Origin of the sequence: Nonomuraea sp. NPDC049269 (assembly GCF_043197155.1) — a bacterium.
GTDB lineage: Bacteria > Actinomycetota > Actinomycetes > Streptosporangiales > Streptosporangiaceae > Nonomuraea.
Window position 1 is genome coordinate 480,388 of sequence record NZ_JBICSO010000011.1, and the last position, 24,104, is coordinate 504,491.

Consider the following 24,104-nt stretch of genomic DNA (forward strand, 5'->3'; position numbering starts at 1 on the left):
CGGCGGCCCCCGGCGATCAGTTCGCGGGCCGGAACACGGGGATTGCCTCACCCCCCTCGGGCCGTTCGAAGGCGACGCGCACCCGCATACCGCCGTGCACCTCCTCGGGCGCGACGCCGTTGATCTGGACCTGGATCCACGGCTCCTCGTCCAGCTCGACGATCGCGACCACGGTGGGCGGGGCTCCCTTGGCATGCACCACGGACCAGCTCACGACCTGGCCGGTCCCGGCGGCGGGAGCCCAGGACAGGGCGGGCGAGCCGCAGTGCGGGCAGGTGCGGGCCTGCGGCGCGGCGGGGCCGCGGCACTCCTCGCAGCGCCTGATCAGCAGTTCGCCGCGCGCGGTGCCGTCGAAGAACTCGGCGGTGGCGGCGTCGCGGTGGACGGTTCCCACGGGCATCGGCGTGCTCCTATCGCGCGTGCGGGCTGAGGATGAGGGTGGAGTGATGGTCGAGGACGCCGCCGTTGCCGCTGACCAGCACCATGTCGTTGCGCGGGGCCTGCCGGTCGCCGCCCTGGCCGCGGGCCTGAATGACGGCCTCCGACAGCGGGGTCATCCCCCACATGTAGTACGAGGACAGCTGCCCGCCACCGGTGTTGACCGCGAGGCTGCCCTCCGGCCCGAGCACCCCACTGGCGACGAAGGGGCCGCCTTCGCCCTTGGCGCAGAAGCCGTAGTCCTCCAGGGAGATGAGCGCGGTGTAGGTGTAGCAGTCGTACAGCTCGGCGACGTCGATGTCGGCGATCGTGATCCCGGCCATCTTCAGCGCCGTGGGACCCGACAGGGCGGCACCGCTGACCAGCCCGAACTCGCTGTCCTTGCCCATGACGTACCCGGGGTGCGCCTGTCCCCAGCCACGGATGTGCACGGCGGGCTGGGCGAGGTCGGTGGCCCGGTCGGCGGAGGTGACGATCACCGCGACGCCGCCGTTGCTGACCAGGCAGCAGTCGAGGAGGTGGAAGGGCTCGGCGATCCACCGGGAGCTCTGATGGTCCTCAAGGGTGATCGGGGTGCGCAGCTGTGCCAGCAGGTTCCGGCCCGCCCAGGCACGTTGCGCGACGGCGATGTGTCCGAGTTGTTCGCTGGTGGTGCCGTACGTCGCCATGTGCCGGCGGGCGGCCAGCGCGTACATGCTGTTGGCGCTGTAGATGCCGGAGGCCGCGGCCATGCCCTGCCAGCCGGTCAGGGTCCGCGCGCCGGCGTAGGCGGCGCCGCCGCCCATCGACCTGTCCTTCAGCGGAGCGTCGGCGAACACGCAGGCCACGACGTCGGCCATGCCGGAGGAGACGGCCATGGCGGCGTACTGCACCATGGCCCCGGCCGACGAGCCGTACCCCTGCACCTCCGACAACAGGCGCAGGTGGCGCAGCCCGAGGTCGCGCTGGAGGGACAGGCCGACGTCGCCGGTGATGCCGGTGTTGGTCAGCAAGCCGTCCACCTGGTGCAGGTCCAGCCCGGCGTCGGCGGCGGCGCGGCGTACGGCGTCGGCGGCGAACTCGGGCGCGCTGCGGCCGTAGACCTTGCCCATCTCGGTGATGCCGAGACCGGCGATGACAGGTGCGCGGTTCATCGTCCCTCCCAAACCGGGGCGCGCTTCTCGGCGAAGGCGCGCGGCCCCTCCTTCGCGTCCGCCGACCGCATGATCGCGGCGGTCTCGGCGGCGGTCCGCTCCCAGGCGGCCTGCTCCGACGGGACCGTGCCGTCGGAGATGCCCCGCGCGATCCGCTTGCTGGCCTGAACGGACAGCGGCGCGTTCGCGCTGATCGTCTCGGCCAGGGCCAGCGCGGCCGGTACGACTTGGTCCGGCGGTACCACCCGGTTGATCAGGCCGAGCCGCAGGGCGTCGGCGGCGCTCACGGGCTCACCGGTCAGCAGGATCTCCATGGCGGCCTTGGCGGGCAACTGCGCGGCCAGCCGGAACGCGCCGCCCGCGCCCGCGATGATGCCGCGCTTGACCTCGGGCAGCCCGAACGCGGCCGTCTCGGCGGCCACCACCAGATCGGCCCACAGGGCGATCTCGGTGCCGCCACCCAGCGCGAACCCGTTGACGGCGGCGATGACCGGCTTGGCGATGGGGTGCGTGACGCATCCGGCGAAGCCCCAGTGCGGCTTGAACCCCTGGGTGGAGAACTCGCCGCGGGCCACCGCCTTCAGGTCGGCGCCGGCGCAGAACGCCTTGTCCCCGGCTCCGGTCAGCACCACGGCACGTACCGAGGAGTCGGCGTCGGCCTCGTCCAGAGCCTCGCCGACGGCGCGGGTCAGGTCGGCGTTGACGGCGTTGCGCACCTCGGGACGGTTCAAGGTGATCAACATGATGTGGTCGCGGCGCTCGACGAGCGCGGCGGGCTCACCCACGGTCAGTTCCTCTCGTTCTGCATGGTTGGTTCCTCCAGCACGCCCGCTTCGATGAGCGCCTGGATCTCGGACTCGGCCAGGCCGAGCAGCTTGGCGGCCAGCATCCGGGTGTGCTCCCCGGCCAGCGGCGCCGGCCGTAGCTCGGGGTCGGCGACCCCCCGGAACGTGGCCGGGGCGTTCTCCGTGCGCAACGCGTGGCCGATGGTCGGGTGATGCGTCTCGCGCAGGAATCCACGGGCCGTGAGCTGGGGATCGTCGAGGTACTCGGTGACGCGCCGCATCATCCCGGCGGGCACTCCGGCCGCCTGCAGCCGTTCCATGGCCTCGCGCGGCGGGGTGCCGGTCGTCCACGCGGTCACGGCCGCGTCCACGAGGTCGCGGTGCGCGCGCCGGCCGGCCGCGTCGCCCAGCCGGGCGTCGGCGCGCAGGTCGGCGCGGCCGATGACGGCGCACAGGCCGCGCCACTGCTCGTCGTCCTCGACGCTCACCACGCACCACTCGTCGTCGCCCGCGCACGGGTAGACGCCCTGGGGCGCGTCCCACTCGCCCCTGTTGCCGTGGGCGGTGAACGAGCCGGGCTCCAGCGACTCGCGCAGGAAGCCGGTGGACAACTGGGTGAGGATGGTCTCGGCCTGGGAGACGCTGATCGTGCCGCCCTTCCCGGTACGCCGGCGTTCGATCAGCGCGGCGGCCACGGCGACCGCGCCGACGCGGGCGGCGATGTGGTCGGGGAAGATCGTGATGGCGTCGCAGAACCCGGCCTCGACGTCGGTGTCGCGCCAGAGCCCGGTGACCCCGGTGCCGGCGCGGACGAGCGGGCCGTAGCCCATCCGCCTGCTCCACGGCCCGGTTGAGCCCAGGGCGCTGCTGTCGGCCATGATGATGCGCGGGTTCAGCTCGCTGATGACGTCGTAGCCCAGGCCCAGGGACTCCAGCGTGCCGGGCTTGAAGTTGGACAGGATGACGTCCGACTCCTTGGCGAACCGCTTGAAGAGCTCCAGGCCCTCCGGGGAGCGGAGGTTGATGCCGGCGCTGAGCTTGTTGCGGTGACCCCAGGCGAAGCCGACGCTCATGGCCTCGCCGGTCAGCGACTGGCGGCTGCCGTCCGGGTACGCCCGGCTCTCGACCTTGATGACCTCGGCGCCCTGGTCGGCGAGCAGCCGCCCCAGCTCGGCCCCGACCACGATGACACCGAGGTCGAGCACGCGGATCCCGTCAAGCGGCCGCCGCGGGCCCGCGGGCTCGGTGGGCTTGGTGATCCTCGCGCGGGGTGGCTCGGCGGACACCTCGTCGTCGTGCTCGCCCACCTCGGGAGCCCGGTGCCGGAATCCCGCGCGTACACCGTTCACCTCGACGTACCCGGACGGCACCCGCCCGGTGAGCCCGGGCGCGACCTCCGCGTCGAGCAGCCCGCCGCGGGCCAGGAAGTGCGGGCCGGCCAGCACCTCGCCCGGATCGAGCAGCGCCGCGATCGGCACGCCCAGCTCCTGGCCGCGCGCCACCAGCTCGTCCTTGGTCTGGTCCCTGAACAGCGCGCCGATCAGGGCGTGCAGCCGCTCGGTGGCCCCGAACCGGGCGGCGATCGAGTCGTACTTGGGGTCGGCGAACTCCTCGGGCTGGCCGAGCCAGCCGAACATCCCGCGCCACTGCCGCCTGGCCAGCACGCAGATCCGCACATACCCATCCGCGCAGGGGAAGATCGGGTACAGGTTGCCCGCGTCCGGGCGGCCGCGGGGCAGCTTGGTGGCCGGGACGCCGCCGGTGGCCGAGCCGCCGATGCCGAAGCCGGGGTCCAGCGCCTGGGCGGTCATCTCGTACACCGAGCAGTCGACGTGATCGCCGCGCCCGGTCTCCAACCGGTTCAGGTACGCCAGCAGGGCCGCCCACGCGGCCTGGATCGCCGCCGACTCGTAGGCCAGCGGCCCCGGCGGCATGACCGGCCGCCGGCCAGGGATGCCCGAACGCGACAGCACCCCGCCGAGCGCCAGGTGCGTCCAGTCGGTGCCGGTCCAGTCCCGGTACGGTCCCGTCTGCCCGAAGTCGGTGATCGAGACGACGACCAGCGCCGGATTACGGGCGAGCAGCGTGTCCACGCCCAGGCCGAGCCGGTCGAGGGTGCCGGGCCGTTCGGTCTCGATGAGGAAGTCCGCGCCCGCCGCCAGGTCGAGCAGCCCGAAACGGCCTGCGGGGTCGCTCAGGTCCAGGGTGATGCCGCGCTTGTTGGCGTTGTGCGTGGCGAAGTAGAGGCTCACGCCGTCGTGGAGCGGTTCCCGCCGGCGGGTGGGCGCGCCCCCGGGTGGCTCGACGCGGATGACGTCGGCTCCGAGGTCGGCGAGGTACCGGCCGCACATCTCGGCCTTGCCGTCCGCCAGGTCGATGACCCGGAGGCCGGCGAGGGGAAGGCCCCTGATCGCGGGCATGGTGAATCACCCCAGTGTGTGAAGAGTGTGCGTAAATGACGCCAGACGTGGCCTGTCACGGACCTCGGAGGCGATCCGGACCGGCGGCTCAGGCCAGCGCGCCGGATTTGTTACCGACAGGTGTCTTATGACGGAGAATGCCACGACGATTCCTGTCTGAAAACGTCCGAAACGGCAACGTGGCACGCGTCCCGATCGGCAACGTGTGAACGGCGCTCGTTTCGGCCGGATTACCGGGCCCCCACCGTGATGCGCGGGTTGACGTGCGATGACGGTCCGTCACAGACTCCCGCTCATGGACGTACAGCAGCTGCGGTGCTTCCTCGCCGTCGCCGAGGAACTGCATTTCGGTCGTGCCGCGGAGCGGCTGCACCTGACGCCGTCGCCGGTCAGCCGCGCCGTGAAGGACCTGGAGCGAGAGCTGGGAGCCGAGCTGTTCGTCCGCCGCTACCACCAGGTCGAGCTGACCTCCGGCGGCACGGCCCTGGTCGAGCGGGTACGCGGCATCCTGGAGCAGGTGGACGGCCTGAAGGAGGCCATTCACCAGGCGTCGGCCGCAGAGAGCCGGGTGATTCGCGTGGGCGGCACGCATCTGTGCCCGCCCGCGGTGATGGACCGGTTCGTGGCGGTGGCCGAGCAGCGGTTCCCCGCGCACACCGTGGACGTGACGATGGCGCCGTCCGCCGAGCTGCTGCCCGCCCTGGAGCGGGGTGAGCTGGAGGCGGTCCTGGTGCACCTGCCGCTGGACCGGCTTGAGCTGGACAGTTTGGTGGTCGCCCGGTACATGTTCTCGGTGGTGATCCGGGCCGATGACCCGCTGGCCGGTGCTCCGGAGCTGACGTTGAAGGACTTCGCGGATCGGACGTTGACCGTCGGACCGCCCACGCCTCAGCCGGTGGCGATGAACCGGCTGCACCAGCGGCTGAAGGACGCCGGCATCACCTCGTTCCACCAGATGCCGGACAACGACTCGGTCATGCTGGCCAGCCACGTCCGTCGCAGCCACGGCCTCACCCTGACGATCGATCCGCGCAACGGCGGCAGCGCCAGCGTCTTCGACGACCCGGCCTTCGCGGTGATCCCGCTCCGCGAGGACATGGAGTTCCTGCTCGGAGTGGCTTGGCGGCGCTCCCGGGTGGAGCGGGAACCCTTGGTGAGCGACCTCGTCGCGGCCATGCGCGAAGAGTGGGCCGCACAGGCCCTGACCCTGTAGCTCTCCCCGCTCGGCGCGTCGCGATTCCGCGCACGTTGCGGTTTGGCGCATGTGCACGTGCGCCAAACCGCGATGGTCACCGCCGCCGTGACCTGCCTACCGTTCGTCGCACCGCCTCTATGTGAGCCCCGCCACAAGCCCCGCCGCTAGAGAGCGCCTCCAGCCCACGCTCCATTCGTCCCATTCCAGGAGGCCGCGATGTCTCAAATGCCCCTCGATCCGCCCGCGCCGGTGTCGGCCCGCGGCGTGGACGCCCGCATCGACGCGATGCCCAAGGTCGGGCTCAACCGGGCGGCCTGGCTCGCCCTCATGCTCTGCTTCTTCTTCGCCAACTACGACATCTCCGTCCTCGCTATCACCCTGCCGGCCATGCGCGACGAGTTCGGGCTGGCCGGGGCCGCGCTGGGGTACCCGGTCACCTGGAATCTCGTCGGCTACTGCATCGGCGCCTACCTGTTCGGGCGCGTCGCCGACCGGTACGGCCGGCAGAAGGGCCTGACGCTGACCATCGCCGCGCTCGGCGTCGGCGGGTTCCTGACGGCGTTCTCGTGGGACGTGTGGTCGCTGACGTTCTTCCGGTTCCTGACCGGCTGCGGGATGGGCGCCGTGCTCGCGCTGTGCTCGGCCTACATCGGGGAGCTCGCCCCGAAGAACCAGCGCGGCGGCTACCTGTCGCGCCTGTACATGGTCGGCACCGTGCTGCTCCTGGTCATCGGGTTCGCCTCGCTGCCGGTGCTGGCGGCCTCCGCCACCGGCTGGCGCTTCCTGCTGGGCTTCGGCGGCCTGGTGCTGCTGGTGCTGCCACTGGTCAACAAGAACGCCCTGGTGGAGTCGCCACGCTGGCTGGTCGCGATGGGCCGGGCGGAGGAGGCCGACCACATCGTCCGTCAGATGGAGTCCCGCGTGGGCCTGCCGCCTGGCGGCACTCTCCTCACCGACGACCTCCTCGATGAGGAGAGTGCCCCCGCCGAGGGGGAGGTGTCCGCCCGTGCCCTGTTCAAGGCCCCGTACCTGGCCCGCATGCTCATCGTGCTGGGCTTCTGGTTCATCTTCTACGTGGCCATGTACGGCTACGCCAGCTACCTGCCGCTCATCCTCGAAGGCATCGGCATCTCGACCTCCAAGGCGATCCTGGTCACCGTGCTGGGCCGGGTCATGCCGCTGATCTCCGTCCTCGCGGCCGTACTGCTGGTGGAGCGGATGGAACGCCGCACCATGATCGTCATCGGCACCCTGGTGTTCGCCGCGTCCCTGCTGCTCATCACCCTGGACCTAGGCGAGGCGGTCGCCACCGCCGGGGCCCTGTTCAGCTCGTTCGGCATCGCCTTCATGGCCACCCCGGCCTACACCTACACCGCCGAGGTCTTCCCCACCCGCGCCCGCGGCACCGCCTCGGCCATCGCCGACGGTGTCGGCCACCTGGGCGGCGCCGTCACGCCCTTCGTGGTGCTCCCCATCCTCACGAGCTTCGGCGCGCGACCGGCGTCCTTCGTGATGGTCGGCCTGCTCGTCATCGCCGCCGCCATCATCCGCCTCGGCGTCCGAACCCGCGACCGCTCCCTGACCGACATCGCCGCCTGACTCCCATCAGGCGGTTCGCTAACCGTACGCTTTGCCGACACCCTTGAGCAGGTGCTCAAGGGTGTCATAGGACGGGATGTCGACCACGTCGATGAGGTCTTTCGCGACGGGCACGTGGTGGTCCGCGGCGACCTTGGCGAACTGGGTGGCGTCGCCCGAGCGGAACCCGTGTTCGGCGGCGAGCCGCTGCAGCTCCGGGTCGGTGCTCAGCAGGCGTCCGACGCGGTCACCGGCCGTGGTGAGCGGCACCAGGGTGTGCTTGGACAGCACGGTCGGTGACGGGTAAATCAGCACCATCCCCGGCTTGATCCGCCCGCGCGCGGCGGCGTCCACGAACTGCGCCTCGTAGATCCAGACCATCGGTGTCGGGCCCATGCCCACCGTGAGGTATTCGTCGAACGGGCCCTCAGAGGTGTTGTCGGTGTAGCCCTGGCTGGTGAAAAGTTGCGTCATCAGGGGCAGCACGCTCTTCTCGGCGGCGGCGCCGTGCACGATCGCGCCGCCGTTCGCGACATAGCTGGCGATCGCCAGGTACATGGCCGCGGAATTCGAGGTGCGCGGGTCCGTCGTGGAGACCAGGATGTTCTTGTCGACGGGATAGACGGTGTTGCCCGTGAGCTGGCTCCACTTGACGTCTGTGGTGAGCAGCTCGAGGTAGCGGTCGACGTTGAAGGTCAGGACGGCACCCTGTTTCACGACGCCCGCCTTGGTCAGCAGGGCCGCGATCGGCTTGAACGTCGCGATCACCATCGGGGAGGAGAACGGCGTGTATTTCGCGCTGACATGACGCTTGCGCTGGATCAACTCGCCCGCCGGCGCGCTTGACGGAAAGGCGAAGTCATAGCGTCCGAGGTCGATCGAGGTGGCGATCTGGCGGGAGCCGGCCGGTTCGACTTCGACCTTCACTCCCTTGGCGGCGAAGGCCTTCAGCACCTGTGGATCCTCGAAGAACGCCTTCTTCTCGGAGCCGATCACGCCGCGTACGGTCGTGAGTGGAGGCGGCGGCGTCTCTTTCTGGCTGATGTTCACGACCACCACGGCGGCCACCACGGCGACCGCGACACCCAGGATCAGCGAGAGAAATCCCTTGCTGCGGATTCGCGATAAACGATTGCTTTCTGGAGAATGACGTCTTGGTGAATCAGGAGTGTCCGGCGCCGGGTTCGCTGAGGCCTCCGGCTGAACGTCTGCGGAGGCCTCTGATACCGCTTCAGCGGTCGCCGCCTCTGCTGCCAATTCCCCCGCGGACGATGCGTTCGACCAGAACGGGGACGAAATCCCTGACGGGATAGCCGTCGAAGCGGCGATGGACCGCTGCCATCACGTCCTTGACGTGTTCGGCGGAGTGGGTGCCGGCGAAGACCTGGACCAGGCGATCGGTCGCCCGGCGTATCGCCTGGTCTTCGCGGTGGGTATCGCCACTCACCAGTGTCTCCTCGACCTACGATTGGTCAGATATCGCGGCAAAGCTGCCGTGCCTGACCGCGCGCCACGCACAACCTTATAGGGGTTTCGGCCGCGTAGTTAACCGAGCCAGCCGCTTATTAAAAGCCGCAGACATTGGCGACACAGTACCGCCAAGCGCTCCGGAATCGCATGTTCACAGTTCAATCACCTTCCATTTAGCAGAAGAAGCGTGGGCGTCAGAGTTTGTTCATAAAGTCGATGATCACAGTGACGTACTTGTCGCCCTAACTGGTGTTACGCATTCGCCGAGCAGTAGCGCAGCGACCGCCTCCGGGGCCTCATGCATGGCGTCATGGCCGGTTGGGAGGTCGTGGACCTGCCACTCCGGATCGGCTTGGAGCCGGGTGCGGAGTTCGGCGAACGGCGTCCGGTCCTCCCATCCCGAGCAGTAGATGAACTCCCGACGGGGGACCTGGGCGAGCGTGCCTGTGAGCCGGATCGTCTGCAGGAACGAGGCGAGGGGATGGGGACGGCGGCGGGGATCGCCGCCGTCCGGCGGTCGGACGGCGTAGCCGGTGGTCGCAGCGCCGGCCGCGAACGCTTTCCGGTAGCGCTCGGTCGTTGACGACCAGCACGACTCGCCATCGCGCGGTACGTAGGCGTCGAGATGCACCAGTCGTGAGATCCGGCCGTCAGCACGATCGGCGGCTGCGGCGATCACCATCCCGCCGTAGCTGTGGCCGACCAGCGTCGCGCTGGTGATGTGGGCGCGATCGAGGAGCCGCAACACGTCGTCGGCGTGCGTGTCGAGGTTGGCGGTCGCGACGGTCGCGTTGTCGTCGTCTGGCCGCAGACCGGTCAGGGTCAGGGCGTGAACAGCATGACCGGCACGCTCCAGCAGCGGAACCACCGCCTCAAACGACCAGGAGCCGTGCCAACCACCGGGCACGAGGACGAACGTCGCCATGCGTTTCTCCTTCTCTCCCAAGCCGCGGCATCGAGGCACGCTGCCTCGATGCCGCGGCGTTCGGCCGGGCGCCCTGCGCGACTGAGGACCACTCCGCATGGAGGCAATGTCACCAGGTCATGGTGTGGCTTGCTACCGACAGGATGCCAACTGATGCCCGTTCGCCGCCAACCTTGCCGGATCGCCGGTGTGACGTCACATATAGGCCGCGCGACCCGGAGATTGCTAGGCGTCGCGGCGCAGCATGAACCAGAAGGTCGGCACCGAGTTGGTGCCCGGTGTGACGTCGAGTAGTTCCCAGCCGGGGAACCTGGCGCGGAGCTCGTCGGCTGTGACGCCCGCCGCCCACGACGTGACCTCGGGGATCGGATTGCCGAGCGGCTCGGGGCCGTACCCGAACATCAGTAACCGTGCTCCGGGAGCGGCGCGGTGGGTGAGCCCGGCGGCGTAGGCGTCGCGGCGGTGCAGCGGGACCCCGCAGTAGCAGCTCAGGTCGAAGAACAGGTCGAAGGAGCCCGGTACGTCCAGCTCGTCGAGGCGGGTGGCGTCTCCGTGCAGCAGCCGTACCGGCACTCCCGCCGCCGCAGCCTTCTCCCTGGCCTGGTCGACAGCGCGGTCGATCAGGTCGACGGCCGCCACCTCCCAGCCGTGCCGTGCGAGGTAGATGGCGTTGGTCCCCGTGCCGCAGCCGAGTTCGAGGGCGCGGCCGGGCGGCAACGCGCCGTGCCCCTCTACCAGGGCGACCAGCTCGGGCGGCGTCACGCCGGTGTCCCACGGTGGCTTGCCGGTGCGGTAGTAGCCCTCCAGTGCGCGGTGGACGGACTCCTCCTCCGGGTCTCGCTGAGTTGAGGCCAGGTCCGGTTCCGGCTTCTGGGTGGCGCTGGGCTGGTCCATCGTCTCCTCCAAGAATCTAGAGTTGAACTCTAGTGACATACTCTAGAGATATACTCGCAATATGGACAACGTCAAGCGGCCGGACAAGCGAGCCGAGCGCTCACGCCGCACCCGTGAAAAGGTCGTCGAGGCGGCTCGCGAGCTGTTCGTCGCGCAGGGTTACGGGGCGACGAGCCTGCAGGAGGTCGCGGACCGGGCGGGCGTGGCCGTCCAGACGGTCTACTTCGTCTTCCGCAACAAGCGCACGCTGTTCAAGGACGTCGTCGACACGTCCATCGCCGGGGACACCGAGCCGGTCGCCACCATGGATCGTGAGTGGTTTCGCACCGCGTGCGCCGAGTCCACCGCAGCCGGGCAATTGCGCGCGCACGTCCACGGCACCCGCGAGATCCTGGGCCGGGTCGCCCCGATCATGCCGCTGATCGCGACTGCCGCGGCCACCGACCCTGAGATCGCCGCGCAATGGCCGGACGGCCCCGACCCGCGTTACACCGTGCAGTACGCAGCGGCCGAAGCCCTGGCCGGCAAGCCTGACACCCGTCCCGGCCTCTCCATCGAGATGGCGGCGGACCTGATGTTCGGCCTGCTCAGCCCAGAGCTCTACCTGATCTTCGTCCGCGACCGCGGCTGGTCACCGGACGCATGGGAAGAGTGGGCCCGCACCACCTTGACCTCCCAACTCTGCGCCGACCCCGGCTAAGCGGACGGACGCCACGATCGTCCTCCAGCCCGCAATGCGGGTGGCCAACCACCTGGCCGGCCCTTCTGCACCGGCCGGAGCCATCCCAGCAGCCCCCACCCCAACCAGAGCGCTAGCTAGATCACCCGGCGTCTGCCGGTGGATGGCGTGACTTACCCGGCGGTATTTGGCGTCTGGTTGGTATGGCCGCACAGTGGAGGCGGCGGCGCGAACGCCACCACGGCACGCCACGCCCTACATGGGTGTCTGGTGGAGGAGGACAACGCGCCAGCCCTCAGAGGTCCGGCGGTAGACCGTCGACGCATGCCATGAGGACGTCTCATCGCCGATAGTGCTTCTCAGTTTGTAGCTGTACCCGACGTCCTCTGGCAGGTACAGCTGGAGATCCTGCACTCTCTGACGGGAGAACTGACGGTGTGGCGACGACCCGTCGAATGCGGCAACGAGGAGGCAGCCTGTGTCCGGGCTGGGGGCCTTTCCTCTCCAGGGCCTACGGGGAGGCTTGCACCCCACGGCAGGCAGAGGCACCGTCGTACCAGCCGTGGGGAGGTCTAGCGATGGGGACCAGAGCCCAGACGACCCGCTCGTTTTGGATGTTGTAGTAGTGGCCCCAACAGCCGTTGGTGATGTTCTGTACGACGTGCAGCCCACGGCCGCCCTCGATCGCCGCATCCTCATCGTCGGGGCGGGGATCGTTCACGGGCTCGCGCAGGTGGGGAAAGGTGTTCGCGTGTCCAGGATCGATCACGGCCAGGCGGAGGAAGCTTGCCTCACGCTCCAGCCTCATGCGCACCCAACGCGCCGCGGGCATGGTCCCGAGACCGTACCGGATGGCGTTGGTAACCAACTCCGTCGCGAGTGTTTGCAGGTCGAACGCCTGGGGGTGGTCGGTTCCAACCCATGACGTGATGGTGGCCCTTGCTCTCGCGGGGATCACGCGGGGATCGAGGTCTTTCATCGTGAAGGTGTGGAAATGGGCTGGAGATTGGAGCGCCGCTGGCATGACTTTTCACCAACTTTGTCTGTGTCACCGCAAAGAAAGGCTGTGGTGATTCACTAGCCAGAATGGCAGCGGGCCGGTAATTTTCTGAGAGACCGGCCAAGTCTGTAGTGACACAGTTTCTGGTCCACAGAGTTTCACTGCAGTGGCAAGAAAGGAGAGGGCGGGACATGGGAATTGAGGTGAAGCTAGATCCAGAAACGAGCCCTGAGGCCCGATTTGGCTATGAATTGCGTGAAAGGCGCAAAGCGGCTGGATTGACGCTAGCCCAGCTAGGGGCGAGGATCGCTGTCACGGGTCAGCAGATCGGTAACATTGAGCGAGCCGAACGGAGCATGGGCGAAGACAGGGCGCGCCTTTGCGAGGAAGTCCTGGGGCTCTCGTCGGGTGATCTTGTGCAGCATCTACCCCGAAGGTCTCGCAACAACCTGACGTTTCGGAACTTCCTGCCGTGGCTGGACAGGGAGAAGCGCGCCACAGAACTGTGCGCCTATGAAGGGCTGATCGTCCCTGGCCTGCTTCAAACGCGGGAGTACGCGGAAGCAGTCTGCCGAGGTGTTCCCGGGGTGACTCCTGAGCAGGCGGAGGAAACCGTAGAGGCACGGATGCAACGACAAGTCGTCATGCACCGCGACAACCCTCCGTACCTGTATGCCATCCTCGATCAGTGCGCATTGCTCCGCCCGGTAGGGAGTGAAGAAATCACCCGGAGCCAGCTTCAACACCTCCTTAAAATGGGTAGAAGTCGGAATATAGTGATTCAGATCGTCCCCCTACGCGCTATGTCAACGAGTGGCCTGGTGGCGGGGTTCGTGATCGCTCGGACGGCTGGAGACGGCGACGAAGCCGCCTACATCGATTCCCCAGACGGGGGCCGCATGGTGGATTCGATTGAGCCTGTGGAGAGGCTGAAGTTCTGGTTTCAGACGATCAGGGCAGATGCGCTGTCCCGGGCAGACTCGATGGCGCTGATCGAAGAGAGGCTGGACCAAGAGTGGATCTGGACTTGAGCGAGGAACTCAAGGACGCGGTGTGGCGGAAGAGTCCTCTGTCGGACGGCCAAGGGAACTGTGTGCAGGTAGCTCCCCTGTCTGCCGGACGCATCGCGGTGAGAGACAGCAAAGACCCTGAGGGGCCGGCCCTGGTGTTCACCAATTCGGAATGGAAGGCGTTCACCGGTGGCGTGAAAGACGGAGCGTTCGACCTGTAGGCGCACGCATGAAGACGGCCCGGCGGGAGAGTGTCTCCCGCCGGGCCGTCGGTCGTCGTGAAAATCAGCCGCCGCTCAGGGTGAATCCCTGCTCGGTGCCGAAGGCCGTGATCCGGTCCTGCCAGGTCTTGAGAGCCGCGGCCAGGTCGCCGCCGCCGTCGACGGCCTGGCCCACGGTGTCCTTGAAGATGCTGTTGGCGTACACCTGGAAGGGGAGGTACTGCCAGTCGGGGCGGACGGCGGCCGAGGCGTCGCCCAGGACCTGGTTGATCTTCTGTCCGCCGAAGAACTCCTGCGGTGCGTCACGGAAGGCCGGGTCGTCGAGCAGCGCCTTCGTGGCGGGGAACAGTCCGGCCTCGGTGTTCAGCGACTTGACGGCCTCCGGGTCGGAGTTGAGCCACTCCGCGAAGGCGACGGCGGCCGGGATGTTCTTGCTCTGCGGGATGACCGCCACCGAGGAGCCGCCGTTCTCGGCGTTCATCGGCTTGGCCGCGTCGTACTGGGGCATCGGGGCGACCGCCCACTTGCCCTTCGTCTTGGGAATGGAGTTGATGATGCCGTTCGGGGCCCAGGCGCCGGTCAGCCAGGCCGCGTACTTGCCGGAGCCCATGCCCTTCCACCACTCGTCCGTCCAGCCGGGCTGCGGGTCCACCAGCTTCTCGCTGAGCAGGGTGCTCCAGGTGCCGACCCACTGCTTGACGCCTGGGTCGGAGGCGAGCGTGACGCTGACCGAGCTCTCGCCCGAGGTCTTGAACGGCGCGCCACCCGCCTGCCAGATCAGGCTGTCCACACCGCCGGCGTCGCCGGGGTCGATGGAGGTGAGGAAGTTGTCCGGGTTGTCGGCCTTGATCTTCTTGGCTGCCTCGGTGAACTCCGCCCACGTCGTCGGCGGCTTGATCTTCAGCTTGTCGAAGATGTCCTTCCGGTAGAACATCGCCATGGGGCCGGTGTCCTGCGGGATGCCATAAACACCGCCGTTGATCGCCACCTGGCCCCATGCCGCGGGGGCGAACTTGTCCTTGAGCGCGGCGGCGCCATGGTCGGCGAGGTTGACAACCTGCTTGGCGAGCGCGAACTGGGGCAGCGCGAAGTATTCGATCTGTGCCACGTCGGGCGCGCCGGAGCCGGCCTTGATCGCGGTCTGCAGCTTGGTGTACTGGTCCGCGGACTGACCCGCGTTCACCACGTTGACCTTGATGTTCGGATATTTCGCCTGGAAGCGGGCGACGGTCTTCTCGATCCCCGTGACCCACGTCCAGAACGTCAGCTCGGCCGGCTTGCTCAGCGCGTCCTGGACGGCCGCCGACGCGCTCGGGGCGGCGGACGGGGCGGCTGTGGCGCCTCCACCGGTGCCGCCGCCGCACGCGGCCAGGGCCAAGGACAGGGCCGCGGCGACCCCGGTGGCTACGACACCGCGCCGCGATGGACGTGTTCTCATGACATTTCCTCATTCACAGGGAGATTGGAGAGTTACTGCTTGACGCTTCCGGTGGCGAGGCCCGACTGCCAGAACCGCTGGAGCGCCAGGAAGGCGATGATCAACGGCACGATCGACAGCAGACTGCCGGTCAGGATGAAGGAATAGGTGGCGTCACCGGCGCCGGAGGTGCCGCTGTTGGCCTGGGCGTTCCACTGGTTGAGTCCGACGGTGAGCGGGAACCAGTCCGGCGTGTTCAGCACGATCAGCGGCAGGAAGTAGTTGTTCCACGTCGCGACCAGCGCGAAGAGCAGGACCGTGACGAATCCCGGGGCGAGCAGCCGCAGGGCGATGGTACGGAAGATCTTGAACTCGCTCGCTCCGTCGATGCGGGCCGACTCCAGGATCGAGTCGGGCACCGCGTCGGCCGCGTAGACCCGCATCAGATAGAGCCCGAACGGGCTGCACAGCGATGGGATGAGCACCGCCCAGGGGGTGTCGACGATCCCGATCTGGCTGAACAGCAGGTACGTCGGCACCGCGAGGGCCGTCCCCGGGATGGAGATCCCGCCGAGCACCACCGCGAACAGCAGCTTGCGGCCCGGGAAGTCGTACTTCGCCAGGGCGTACCCGCCGATGGTGGCCAGCAGGGCGGCCCCGCCCGCGCCCACCACGGAGTAGAGCACGGTGTTGCCGAACCAGCGCACGAAGATGCCGTTGTTGTAGCTCAGGGTCTCGCCGATGTTGGCGAACAGGTGGAAGTCCCCGCCGAACCAGAGTCCGAAGGTCGAGAACAGGTCCCCGCCGCTCTTGCTGGCATTGGCCAGCAGCCAGAACAGCGGCAACACCGCGTACCCGAACATCACCAGCATGATCACGGTGAGGGTGGGGCTCTTCCTCCGGCGCTTCGCCTTGGAGGATCGGTGCGCGGCGGCTACGGCCGTCACAGGGTGTTCTCCCTTCTCGCCGTGAGGATCTGCACCGCGTACGCCACGACGACGGTGACCAGGCCGAGCACCACGGCGACGGTCGCCGAGTAGTTGATCTGCTGTCCGTTGAACGCGAGGCTGTAGGCGTACATGTTGGGCGTGTAGCTCGTCGTGACCACCGCGGGTGCGAGCTTCTGGAGGATGTTCGGCTCGTTGAAGAGCTGGAAGCTGCCGATGATCGAGAAGATCGTCGCCACGAGCAGCGCGGGGCGCAGCGCGGGCAACTTGACGCTCCAGGCGATGCGGATGGCTCCCGCTCCGTCCATCTCGGCGGCCTCGTAGAGCTCTTCCGGTATGGCGCGCAGCGCGGCGTACAGGATGATCATGTTGTAGCCGACGAACTCCCAGGTCACCATGTTGCCGATGGAGCCGAGCATCCAGGAGCGCGACATCAGGTTGGGTACGGCGACACCGAGGGCGTCGCCGATCTGCCCCACCAGGCCGAACTGGTCGCCGTAGATGTAACCCCACATGAGGGCCGACACCACGGCCGGCACCGCGTACGGCATGAAGATCGTGATGCGGAACAGCGACGGCCAGCGCAGCCTGCCGCTGTCGATCGCCAGCGCGCAGCCCAGGGCGATGAGCAGCATGATGGGCACCTGCACCACCAGGAAGAGCGCGACGCGCAGCAGGCCGGCGCCGAACAGCGCGTCGCCGATGGCGCGGGTGTAGTTGGCCAGGCCGGAGAAGACCGTGCCACCGATCATGCGGTCCTGGAAGAAGCTGAGGTAGATCGCGTACGCCAGCGGCGCGACCACCGTGACCAGGAAGACCACGAAGAACGGCAGGAAGAAGGCGTAGCCGGCGACACGCAGGCGCAGGAAGGGCCGGGGGAGACCCGCGCGTACGGCGGGCGCGGTCATCTCCTGCTCCTGCCGCGCGATGTTCGCGCTGCCACGAAGACTGGCACTGAACCCTCCTTGGAGCCGCACTCCGTCCTGCGCTGCCGTGTTCCGCTCGGGGCCGGGAGATGCGGGGGATTGCGTGTTTACGTAAACATGATGGGGACGTTCCGTAGTCTGGAACGGGCCGCGAGACGTGTCAATAGGTAACCCAAAGTTAACAACGCTGCCTGATTTATCCATGTTTAGGCGCTGTGGTCGCCAAGGGCGGGTGCCATTGACGGATGGGTCGTGTTCACGTAAACATCATGCGAGAGTTTGCACGGGCAGCGGGCCGATCGGACGACCAGAGGTGACAGTGGACGGGGCGACCCAGGAATCGGCGTCAGGGCGGCGCCCGCGCAGGCGGCCGTCCATGGCGGATGTCGCCGCGATGGCCGGGGTCTCCAGTCAGACGGTCTCCCGGGTGGCCAACAACCGCAGCAACGTCGAGGAAGAGACCCGTCAGCGGGTCCTGTCGGCCATGCGGGTCCTCGGATACCGGCCCAACACGGCCGCGCGCGCCCTGGTCACCGGGCAGTTCCGCACCTTGGGCCTGATCAGCTTCGGGCTCGGCAACTTCGGCAACGCCCGCACCGTCGACGCCATCACGAGGGTGGCGCAGCGGGCCGGTTACACCGTGAACATGGTCGCCATCGAGTCGCAGACCGAGCAGGCCGTGCACGAGGCGTTCGACCAGCTCACGCTGCAGGCGGTCGACGGCATCGTGCTCATCGAGGCGCAGATCCTCGACACGCCGGCGCTCCGGCTGCCGCCGGGCGTGCCGGTCGTGATGGCCGACGGCGACGCCAGCCACCGCCATGCCATGGTCGACACCGACCAGGCCCTCGGCGCCAGGCTCGTCACCCGGCACCTGCTCGACCTCGGCCACGAAACGGTCTGGCACGTCGCCGGGCCCGAGGACTCCTATGCCGCGCGGCGCCGGGCCGAGGCCTGGCACGCCACGCTCAAGGAGGCGAAAGCCGCGGTTCCCCAGGTCCTGTTCGGTGACTGGAGCGCGGCCAGCGGGTACGCGGCGGGCCGTGTCCTGGCCGAGCGGCCCGGCGTGACGGCCGTCTTCGCCGCCAACGACCAGATGGCACTCGGGGTGATGCGCGCGATGATCAAGACGGGACGGCGCATCCCCGAGGACATCAGCATCGCCGGCTTCGACGACATCGACGAGTCGGCGTACCTCTCCCCGCCGCTCACCACCGTCCGCCAGGACTTCGACGTGGTGGCGGAGCGGATCGTCTCGCTCATGATCGGCCAGATCGAGACCGGGGCGGCCCCTTCCGCCACCGCGTTCATCACCCCTGAGCTGATCGTCAGGGAGAGCACCGGAGCCCCCGCACTACACCCATAGAAGGGAGGAGCGGCGCCCTCGCCAGCCGAGGCCGCCGCGCCGACAATGAACGCCGTACCTCGCGATGTCATGCCGGTCTCCGGGACCGCCGGCGCCCCGTCACCGGGCGACCGGTTCTGGCGCCGGCTCGGCGGCGTGGCGTTCGGCGGTGACTACAACCCGGAGCAGTGGCCGGCCGAGACCAGGGCTGAAGACCTGCGGCTCATGGCCGAAGCCCGGGTGAACCTGATGACCGTCGGGGTGTTCGCCTGGGCGCGTGTGGAGCCCGCGCGCGGAGCGTACGACTTCTCGTTCTTCGACCAGGTTCTTGATGACCTGCACGCGCACGGCATCACCGCCGACCTCGCCACCATGACGGCGTCACCGCCGCCGTGGCTGGTCCACGAGCACCCGGAGATCCTGCCGGTCACCGCGGACGGGACCGTACTGGGTCCCGGCGGGCGGCAGCACTTCTGCCCGTCCAGCCCGGTCTACCGGGAACGGGCCGCGCTGCTGGTGGAGCGGCTGGCCACGCACTACCGCGACCATCCGGCCCTCGGGCTGTGGCACGTCGGCAACGAGTACGGCTGCCACATCGGGGCCTGCTACTGCGAGGTGTCGGCGGACGATTTCCGCCGCTGGCTGCGGGAGCGGTACGCCGACGACGTCGAGGCGCTGAACGACGCCTGGTCGACGGACTTCTGGTCGCAGCGCTACGCCTCCTTCGACCACATCCGGCCGCCCCGCACGGCTCCGACGTACCCCAACCCGGCCCAGCAGCTCGACTACCTGCGCTTCAGCAACGAGGCGCTGCGCGACTGCTTCGACCTGGAGGCCGGCATTCTGCGGCGGGTCACCCCCGAGGTGCCCGTCACCACGAACTTCCTGGGCGGCCTGAAGGCCGTGGACGTCTTCGACTGGGCGCCGAGGCTGGACATCGCCGCGGTCGACTCCTACCCCGACCCCCAGGACGAGCAGCCGTATCTCGCCCCCGGCCTGGTGTACGACACGATGCGCGGCGCCAAGGGCGGCGATCCCTGGATCCTGATGGAACAGGCGCCGAGCGCGGTGAACTGGCGATCCAGGAACCCGATCAAGCAGCCCGGCCAGATGCGGCTGTGGAGCTGGCAGGCGGTCGCGCACGGCGCCGACGCGATCCTGTACTTCCAGTGGCGGCAGTCACGAGGCGGCGCCGAGAAGTTCCACTCGGGCATGGTGCCGCACGCGGGGGCCGACAGCCGGGTCTTCCGCGAGATCGTGGCGCTCGGCAGGGAACTCGCCTCGGTGCCCGACCTGGCCGGCACCCGGGTCCATAACCAGGTGGCGATCCTGCTCGACTGGAACAGTTGGTGGGCGCTCGAACTCGACTCCCACCCCTCGGACGGGGTGCGCCAGCAGGACCGCCTGCTGGACCACTACGGTCCCCTGTTCGACCTGGGCGTCGGCGTGGACGTGGTGCCGCCCTCAGCCGAACTGACCGGCTACGCCCTCGTGGTCGTACCGAACCTGTACCTTCTGTCGAGCGAGGACGCGCGGCGCGTCTCGGCGTACGTCTCCGGCGGCGGCGCGCTCGTCGTCTCCTTCTTCAGCGGGATCGTGGACGAGCACGACCGAGTCCACCTGGGCGGCTATCCCGCGCCGCTCCGCGAGGTGCTCGGGGTGCGGGTGGAGGAGTTCTGCCCGGCGTCGGAGCACGAGAGCTTCCCGGTCCGTGGCCGCGGGGCGCTTTCGCACCTCGAAGGGGTCGCCGACCTGTGGCGAGAGGACCTGCGACTCGTCGGCGCCGAGGCCGAGGTCACCTTCGACGCCCACGACTGGGCCGGACGCCCGGCCGTGACCAGGCACGAGTTCGGCGAGGGGACGGCCCGCTACCTCTCGACCCGCCTCGACCCGCCCAGCATGCGGGCGATCCTCGGCCTCGCGCTCGCCGAGGCGGGAGTGACCCCCGTCGTCGAGAGCCTGCCTTCCGGGACCCAGGCGAGCGTCCGCACCGGAGACGGCCGCCGCTTCTTGATCCTGCTGAACCACACCGGCGACAAACACGACATCACCCTCACGGGCGAGTGGGCCGACGCCCTCGACCCGACGGACGAGACCGTCGGAACCGTCATCCTGCCCCCCTTCGGCGTCGCGGTGCTCCGCGCCGCCGGCTAGAACAGTCCCACGATCAGTCGATGACGGAGGTGTCCCAGGCTTGCTGGCGCACCTCCAGGTGCGGCGAGTCGCGTAGGTCACGGAGGATTTCCCGCCACGGGGGCGCCCAGTCGGTGCGTCTCCCGCCGGCCTGGGTGAGAGAGAGGGCGAACAAGGCCCCGGCCAGGTCACCCCGGTCCGCCAACCGCCGAGCCGAGGGCAGCGCGGCCGAGATCGGCATCGCCTGCCGTCTGCGGTAGTCGCTGAACAGCTCCGAGATCTCCCCGTAGGCCGTCCGGGCCGCGAGAACCGGCCGGTCCCGGAGCAGATCGGCCAGCGCGCACAAGGCGTCGCCGAACCCCGCAGGCTCGCCATCTCCGTCCGTGTCCGTCGGGAGCAGGGCCACGGCGAGCCGGACCACATGAGGCAGCAGGAGCGGTTGAACGGCGAGCACGCCCATCGCGTCACGGGCGAGCCGCCGCTGCCATGGCTCCGCCTCGTCCTGCATCACGGCCAGGCTCGCGGTGATGGCCGCCACCCGCCCCCGCGCCGGCGTCCGAAAGTCCTCGCCGGGTACGGCGGCAGCCAGCCGGGCGAGGACGTCGAGCGTCTGGAACCGGATCGCCCCGGTCCGCAGCAGCGCCAGGAACACCTCCATGACCTGTTCGTTCGTCCCTGGGTCAGCCGCGGCCTCGATGATCTCTTCGAAGCCGCCGCGGTACCAGGGCGCCCACAAGCCGAACGCCTTCGACCCTCGGAAGCGCACCCCGGGCAGGTCGGCGGCCATGAGCAGCCGCCGTACCAGGTCCGCGTACCGAGGACGGACGCCGGGGGCGTACTCCGTCGGGTGGGCCTGAAACAGCGTGCGCAGCATCAGCTCGTCGGTGTGCCGGCCGACGGCCTCCCCGAGCGCGTCCAGGGTCCGCGGGTCCTCGGGCATTCCGCGCAGCACCGAGGCCACGGCCACCCGTACGTCCTGGTGCAGCCCGGGGTCCGCCCACGCCCGCAGCAGCACGTCCACCGCGCCCGGCGGGCGGTTGTGGCCCAACTGGCGAGCGGCCAGCTTACGCAGGGTCACCTTGCTGCCGGGAGCGGTCAGCGCTTGCTCCAGGAGCGGGCCGAGCTGGGACGGGGAGACCGCCCGGCAGCGTCGGGCCAGCGCCGCCACCGCGACACGAGAGGCCTGGCCGCCGGCCTGGTCCAGGAGCACGGCCACCGCCTGGCCAGGCATACCGGCCTTCGCCATGGCGGCGATGGCGGCTTCGGCCAGCACCGTCTCCTCCCGGTTCGCCCAGGCGGTCAGGAGGTCCAGCCCGTCGCTGATTCGTCCGGTCGCCTGGATGGCGGCTACTCGGGTGGCGATGGCCAGCTGCTCGTCCTGGACGGTGGCGGCGAGCCTGGCGTGTATCCGGTCGCGCTGGTCGGGGGTCCATCGGCCGGCGTCGCCGCCGCCGATCGGCGGCACCCAGGCGAGGTCGGCGAACCGGCCGCCGTGGTTGCCGTCCAGCAGCGGCAGGAGGAGGTCGGTGCGGTGGCGGGCCACCGTACGCCAGACGGCGGGCAGCGTGACGGCGGACGGATCCTCGCGCACGAGCTCGACGACCCGCTCCGTCCGCTCAACCTGCTCCGCCCGCTCGGCTGCCGCATTCGCCGGGCGGCGGTTGTGCGGGCGGGTCAGCCAGAGGTCGGCGGCCTCGCGGGCGAGTGGCTCGGGCGCCGTGCGGATGGCGGCGCGCAGGTCGTCCTGGAGCTCGGCCAACGCCCACGAGCGGCGGCCGAGCGCGTGCGCGAGGGCCACGGCCAGGGTGAAATCCGCCCGCTCACGCGCGGCGCGAAGGTGCGGGCGCAGCACCGCGAGCAGGTCGTGCTCCTGACCGGCGCGCAGCACCCGGTCCAGACGGTGCGGCTCAACGGGCGCGTCGGGGGCGTAACGACGGTGGTAGGCGGGAGAGGACTGCAACGTCCGCGAGGGCAGCCCATCCGCGCCATGCCGGGCCACCAGCTTTCCGTACGCGCCCAGCGCCCACGCGGTCAGCGCGGGTGCGATGGCCGGGTCATGGTGCCGCAGGATCCGTCCGGCCAGGTTCCGGAGCGCTTCCTGCGTGGCGGGAGAGGAATCCGGGGCATCGACCGCATCCGTGGCGATGCGGTCCAGCGTCTCGGCGCAGGAGTCGTCGAACAGCACCGGCGAGATGTCCCCCAGAGCGGTCAGCAGGTCCCGGCGGAGCGGGTCCTGTTCGTTGACGGTGCGCAGGGCCAGGTCGGCCAGCAGCCCATGGAGCGCCGCCCGGTCCCGGGTGCGGGCCGTGCACCGCACCAGCAGCGTCCTGGCCAGCCCGCGCCGCCGCGGGTCCCCACCTACGGCGGCCTCGCGTAGCGGGCCGACGGCCTCCTCGTACGGCAGGTAGGAGGTGAGCTTCAACGGGATGTCCGGATCATCCAGGCGGGAGCGGGCCGAATGCCACACCGAGTCGTGCCAGGCGAGCATGCGCCTGGCCTCGGCCCCTGCCGACTCGGCAGGCAGCCATCTGAGCAGCCGCATCGCCCACAACCCGGTGGAACCGCCTCTCTGCTCGGCGGCGGCCTCGAAGATCGCGGCCCGGCGGGCAGGCGGCAGCCACCGCAGCACCAGCCCGAGCCCGAGCCCGTCATCGGCCGAGGCGAGGCGCAGGATCTCCGCGTCCGAGCCTGACCGCAGGTGGCGAAGCAGCGCTTTCGGCGGGCCTGCCCAGCTGGTCGTCGAGGCGTCGACGAGCAACCTCCTGGTACGTGCGGAGTCAGCCCTGAACAGCGCGTTCAGGACCGTACCGGGAAACCTGAGGAGGTTGTGGCGCAGGTCGTGCCGTTCCAGCAGGGCCAGCAGACGTGCCGGCGCGGCGAGCGAGGCGAGTTCCACGCCCCCGCCGCGGCGGCGCCACCAAGTCCACGCGGGAACGCCCGTGGACAGCTCCTCCTCGGCCACCGACATGATCGCCCCCGCGTGCCGTTTGGCCAATGCCGTCCAGGACGTCACCGCGTGGGCGAGCTCGGGCAGCCATCGCGCGACGATCCTGACGCCGCAGGCCGGCAGCAGCGCGGCGGCCTCCCGGTCCCCCCACCGGGCATGGACGTCCGGCAGCAGGGACTCGGCCAGCACCTGCCGGCGGCTCTGCGCCAGCGTTCGGTACAGCGCGAGCCGCAGCTCGGTGGGCGCGTCCTGAAGCGCGGCGGCCACCGTCGGATCCGGCACGGGAAGGGTACGCACCGCGCGCAGGGCCGCGCGTCGCAGCCCCATGTCGGGTCCGGCGAGAACCTCCTGGATGAAATCGAGATCACGGGCCGCCATGGCCACGTGCAGTGCCGTGCGCCGGGCGTACTGGTCCTGCGCGGACAGCTCGTCCAGGAGAATGCGCAGTTGAGAGGTGCCGGCCAGGCGGCGGGCGTGGAGTGCCAGCGCCCGCATGCGCCGTGGGTACGGCAGAGGTTCGAGACGCGCCAGCAAAGCGGCGGCGGAGATGTCGGAGACCGGCTCCTCGGCCGGCTCCATGGGCCTCAACGGCCTGGGCGGAGGACGCCCTTTCCACTAGTCATGCCGACGATGGTGACCGA

General features: G+C 69.4%; 20 protein-coding genes. 7 read left to right on the top strand and 13 right to left on the bottom strand.

Translation table 11 applies throughout. The features are described 5' to 3' along the window. Positions 1-16: 16 nt before the first annotated feature. Genes ACGFNP_RS51700 through ACGFNP_RS51715 form a run of 4 tightly spaced genes read right to left on the bottom strand, consistent with a single transcriptional unit; the run spans position 17 to position 4,776 of the window. A complete protein-coding gene (locus ACGFNP_RS51700) occupies positions 17-400 on the bottom strand; it encodes a Zn-ribbon domain-containing OB-fold protein (protein ID WP_393330957.1) in 384 nt (127 codons plus the stop codon). Positions 401-410: 10 nt separating this feature from the next. Continuing rightward, positions 411-1,571 carry a thiolase family protein gene (locus ACGFNP_RS51705; RefSeq protein WP_393330960.1) on the bottom strand — a complete coding sequence of 387 codons (1,161 nt, stop codon included), beginning with the start codon at positions 1,569-1,571 and terminating at the stop codon, positions 411-413. Next, positions 1,568-2,356 carry a crotonase/enoyl-CoA hydratase family protein gene (locus ACGFNP_RS51710; protein ID WP_393330962.1) on the bottom strand — a complete coding sequence of 263 codons (789 nt, stop codon included), beginning with the start codon at positions 2,354-2,356 and terminating at the stop codon, positions 1,568-1,570. The genes ACGFNP_RS51705 and ACGFNP_RS51710 overlap by 4 nt, the downstream gene beginning before the upstream one ends. 2 nt (positions 2,357-2,358) lie before the next feature. Continuing rightward, entirely contained in the window at positions 2,359-4,776 is a 2,418-nt protein-coding gene (locus ACGFNP_RS51715; protein WP_393330965.1) for a CaiB/BaiF CoA transferase family protein, read from the bottom strand. 295 nt (positions 4,777-5,071) lie between these two features. Between ACGFNP_RS51715 and ACGFNP_RS51720 the strand changes: the two genes are divergently transcribed. Continuing rightward, a complete protein-coding gene (locus tag ACGFNP_RS51720) occupies positions 5,072-5,989 on the top strand; it encodes a LysR family transcriptional regulator (protein ID WP_358319587.1) in 918 nt (305 codons plus the stop codon). 198 nt (positions 5,990-6,187) lie between these two features. Next, on the top strand, positions 6,188-7,570 hold the full coding sequence (locus tag ACGFNP_RS51725) for an MFS transporter (protein ID WP_393330969.1): 1,383 nt from the start codon (positions 6,188-6,190) through the stop codon (positions 7,568-7,570). 18 nt (positions 7,571-7,588) lie between these two features. Here the strand turns inward: ACGFNP_RS51725 and ACGFNP_RS51730 are convergent, their stop codons facing one another. The 4 genes from ACGFNP_RS51730 to ACGFNP_RS51745 all read right to left on the bottom strand — a co-directional run bounded on the left by ACGFNP_RS51730 (position 7,589) and on the right by ACGFNP_RS51745 (position 10,838). Then, complete coding sequence (locus ACGFNP_RS51730; RefSeq protein ID WP_393330972.1) at positions 7,589-8,608, bottom strand: hypothetical protein; 1,020 nt, start codon at positions 8,606-8,608, stop codon at positions 7,589-7,591. Between the two features lie 172 nt (positions 8,609-8,780). After that, complete coding sequence (locus ACGFNP_RS51735) at positions 8,781-8,996, bottom strand: three-helix bundle dimerization domain-containing protein (RefSeq protein WP_393330975.1); 216 nt, start codon at positions 8,994-8,996, stop codon at positions 8,781-8,783. A 243-nt stretch (positions 8,997-9,239) separates the two neighbouring features. After that, on the bottom strand, positions 9,240-9,944 hold the full coding sequence (locus tag ACGFNP_RS51740; RefSeq protein ID WP_358319581.1) for an alpha/beta hydrolase family protein: 705 nt from the start codon (positions 9,942-9,944) through the stop codon (positions 9,240-9,242). Positions 9,945-10,169: 225 nt separating this feature from the next. Further along, entirely contained in the window at positions 10,170-10,838 is a 669-nt protein-coding gene (locus ACGFNP_RS51745; RefSeq protein WP_393330978.1) for a class I SAM-dependent methyltransferase, read from the bottom strand. Between the two features lie 61 nt (positions 10,839-10,899). On the opposite strand from ACGFNP_RS51745, the gene ACGFNP_RS51750 reads away from it, so the two are divergent. After that, on the top strand, positions 10,900-11,538 hold the full coding sequence (locus tag ACGFNP_RS51750) for a TetR/AcrR family transcriptional regulator (RefSeq protein ID WP_393330981.1): 639 nt from the start codon (positions 10,900-10,902) through the stop codon (positions 11,536-11,538). 490 nt (positions 11,539-12,028) lie between these two features. On the opposite strand, the gene ACGFNP_RS51755 is transcribed toward ACGFNP_RS51750, so the two are convergent. Further along, a complete protein-coding gene (locus tag ACGFNP_RS51755; RefSeq protein ID WP_393330984.1) occupies positions 12,029-12,541 on the bottom strand; it encodes an ATP-binding protein in 513 nt (170 codons plus the stop codon). A 167-nt stretch (positions 12,542-12,708) separates the two neighbouring features. Between ACGFNP_RS51755 and ACGFNP_RS51760 the strand changes: the two genes are divergently transcribed. Together ACGFNP_RS51760 and ACGFNP_RS51765 are read left to right on the top strand one after the other, a co-directional pair. Then, the gene (locus ACGFNP_RS51760) at positions 12,709-13,548 is read left to right on the top strand and encodes a helix-turn-helix transcriptional regulator (RefSeq protein WP_393330987.1); all 840 of its coding nucleotides are present in this window, start codon (positions 12,709-12,711) and stop codon (positions 13,546-13,548) included. Then, positions 13,545-13,748 carry a DUF397 domain-containing protein gene (locus ACGFNP_RS51765; RefSeq protein ID WP_358319570.1) on the top strand — a complete coding sequence of 68 codons (204 nt, stop codon included), beginning with the start codon at positions 13,545-13,547 and terminating at the stop codon, positions 13,746-13,748. Before ACGFNP_RS51760 ends, ACGFNP_RS51765 begins: the two co-directional genes overlap by 4 nt. A 64-nt stretch (positions 13,749-13,812) precedes the next feature. On the opposite strand, the gene ACGFNP_RS51770 is transcribed toward ACGFNP_RS51765, so the two are convergent. The 3 genes from ACGFNP_RS51770 to ACGFNP_RS51780 are packed head-to-tail and all read right to left on the bottom strand — an operon-like array spanning position 13,813 to position 17,020. Beyond that, complete coding sequence (locus ACGFNP_RS51770) at positions 13,813-15,186, bottom strand: extracellular solute-binding protein (protein WP_358319567.1); 1,374 nt, start codon at positions 15,184-15,186, stop codon at positions 13,813-13,815. A 32-nt stretch (positions 15,187-15,218) separates the two neighbouring features. After that, positions 15,219-16,112 (bottom strand): carbohydrate ABC transporter permease, encoded by an 894-nt coding sequence (locus ACGFNP_RS51775; RefSeq protein ID WP_358319564.1) that lies wholly within the window; start codon positions 16,110-16,112, stop codon positions 15,219-15,221. Continuing rightward, positions 16,109-17,020, bottom strand: coding sequence for a sugar ABC transporter permease (locus ACGFNP_RS51780; protein WP_358319561.1), 912 nt, complete (start codon positions 17,018-17,020; stop codon positions 16,109-16,111). Before ACGFNP_RS51780 ends, ACGFNP_RS51775 begins: the two co-directional genes overlap by 4 nt. Before the next feature lie 394 nt (positions 17,021-17,414). Here ACGFNP_RS51780 and ACGFNP_RS51785 point away from each other — a divergent pair, with 394 nt between their 5' ends. Continuing rightward, positions 17,415-18,404, top strand: coding sequence for a LacI family DNA-binding transcriptional regulator (locus ACGFNP_RS51785; protein WP_358319558.1), 990 nt, complete (start codon positions 17,415-17,417; stop codon positions 18,402-18,404). 45 nt (positions 18,405-18,449) lie between these two features. Beyond that, entirely contained in the window at positions 18,450-20,537 is a 2,088-nt protein-coding gene (locus tag ACGFNP_RS51790) for a beta-galactosidase (protein WP_393330994.1), read from the top strand. 13 nt (positions 20,538-20,550) lie between these two features. Here the strand turns inward: ACGFNP_RS51790 and ACGFNP_RS51795 are convergent, their stop codons facing one another. Continuing rightward, positions 20,551-24,042, bottom strand: a complete 3,492-nt coding sequence (locus tag ACGFNP_RS51795) for a hypothetical protein (RefSeq protein ID WP_393330997.1) — start codon at positions 24,040-24,042, stop codon at positions 20,551-20,553. Between the last annotated feature and the right edge of the window lie 62 nt (positions 24,043-24,104).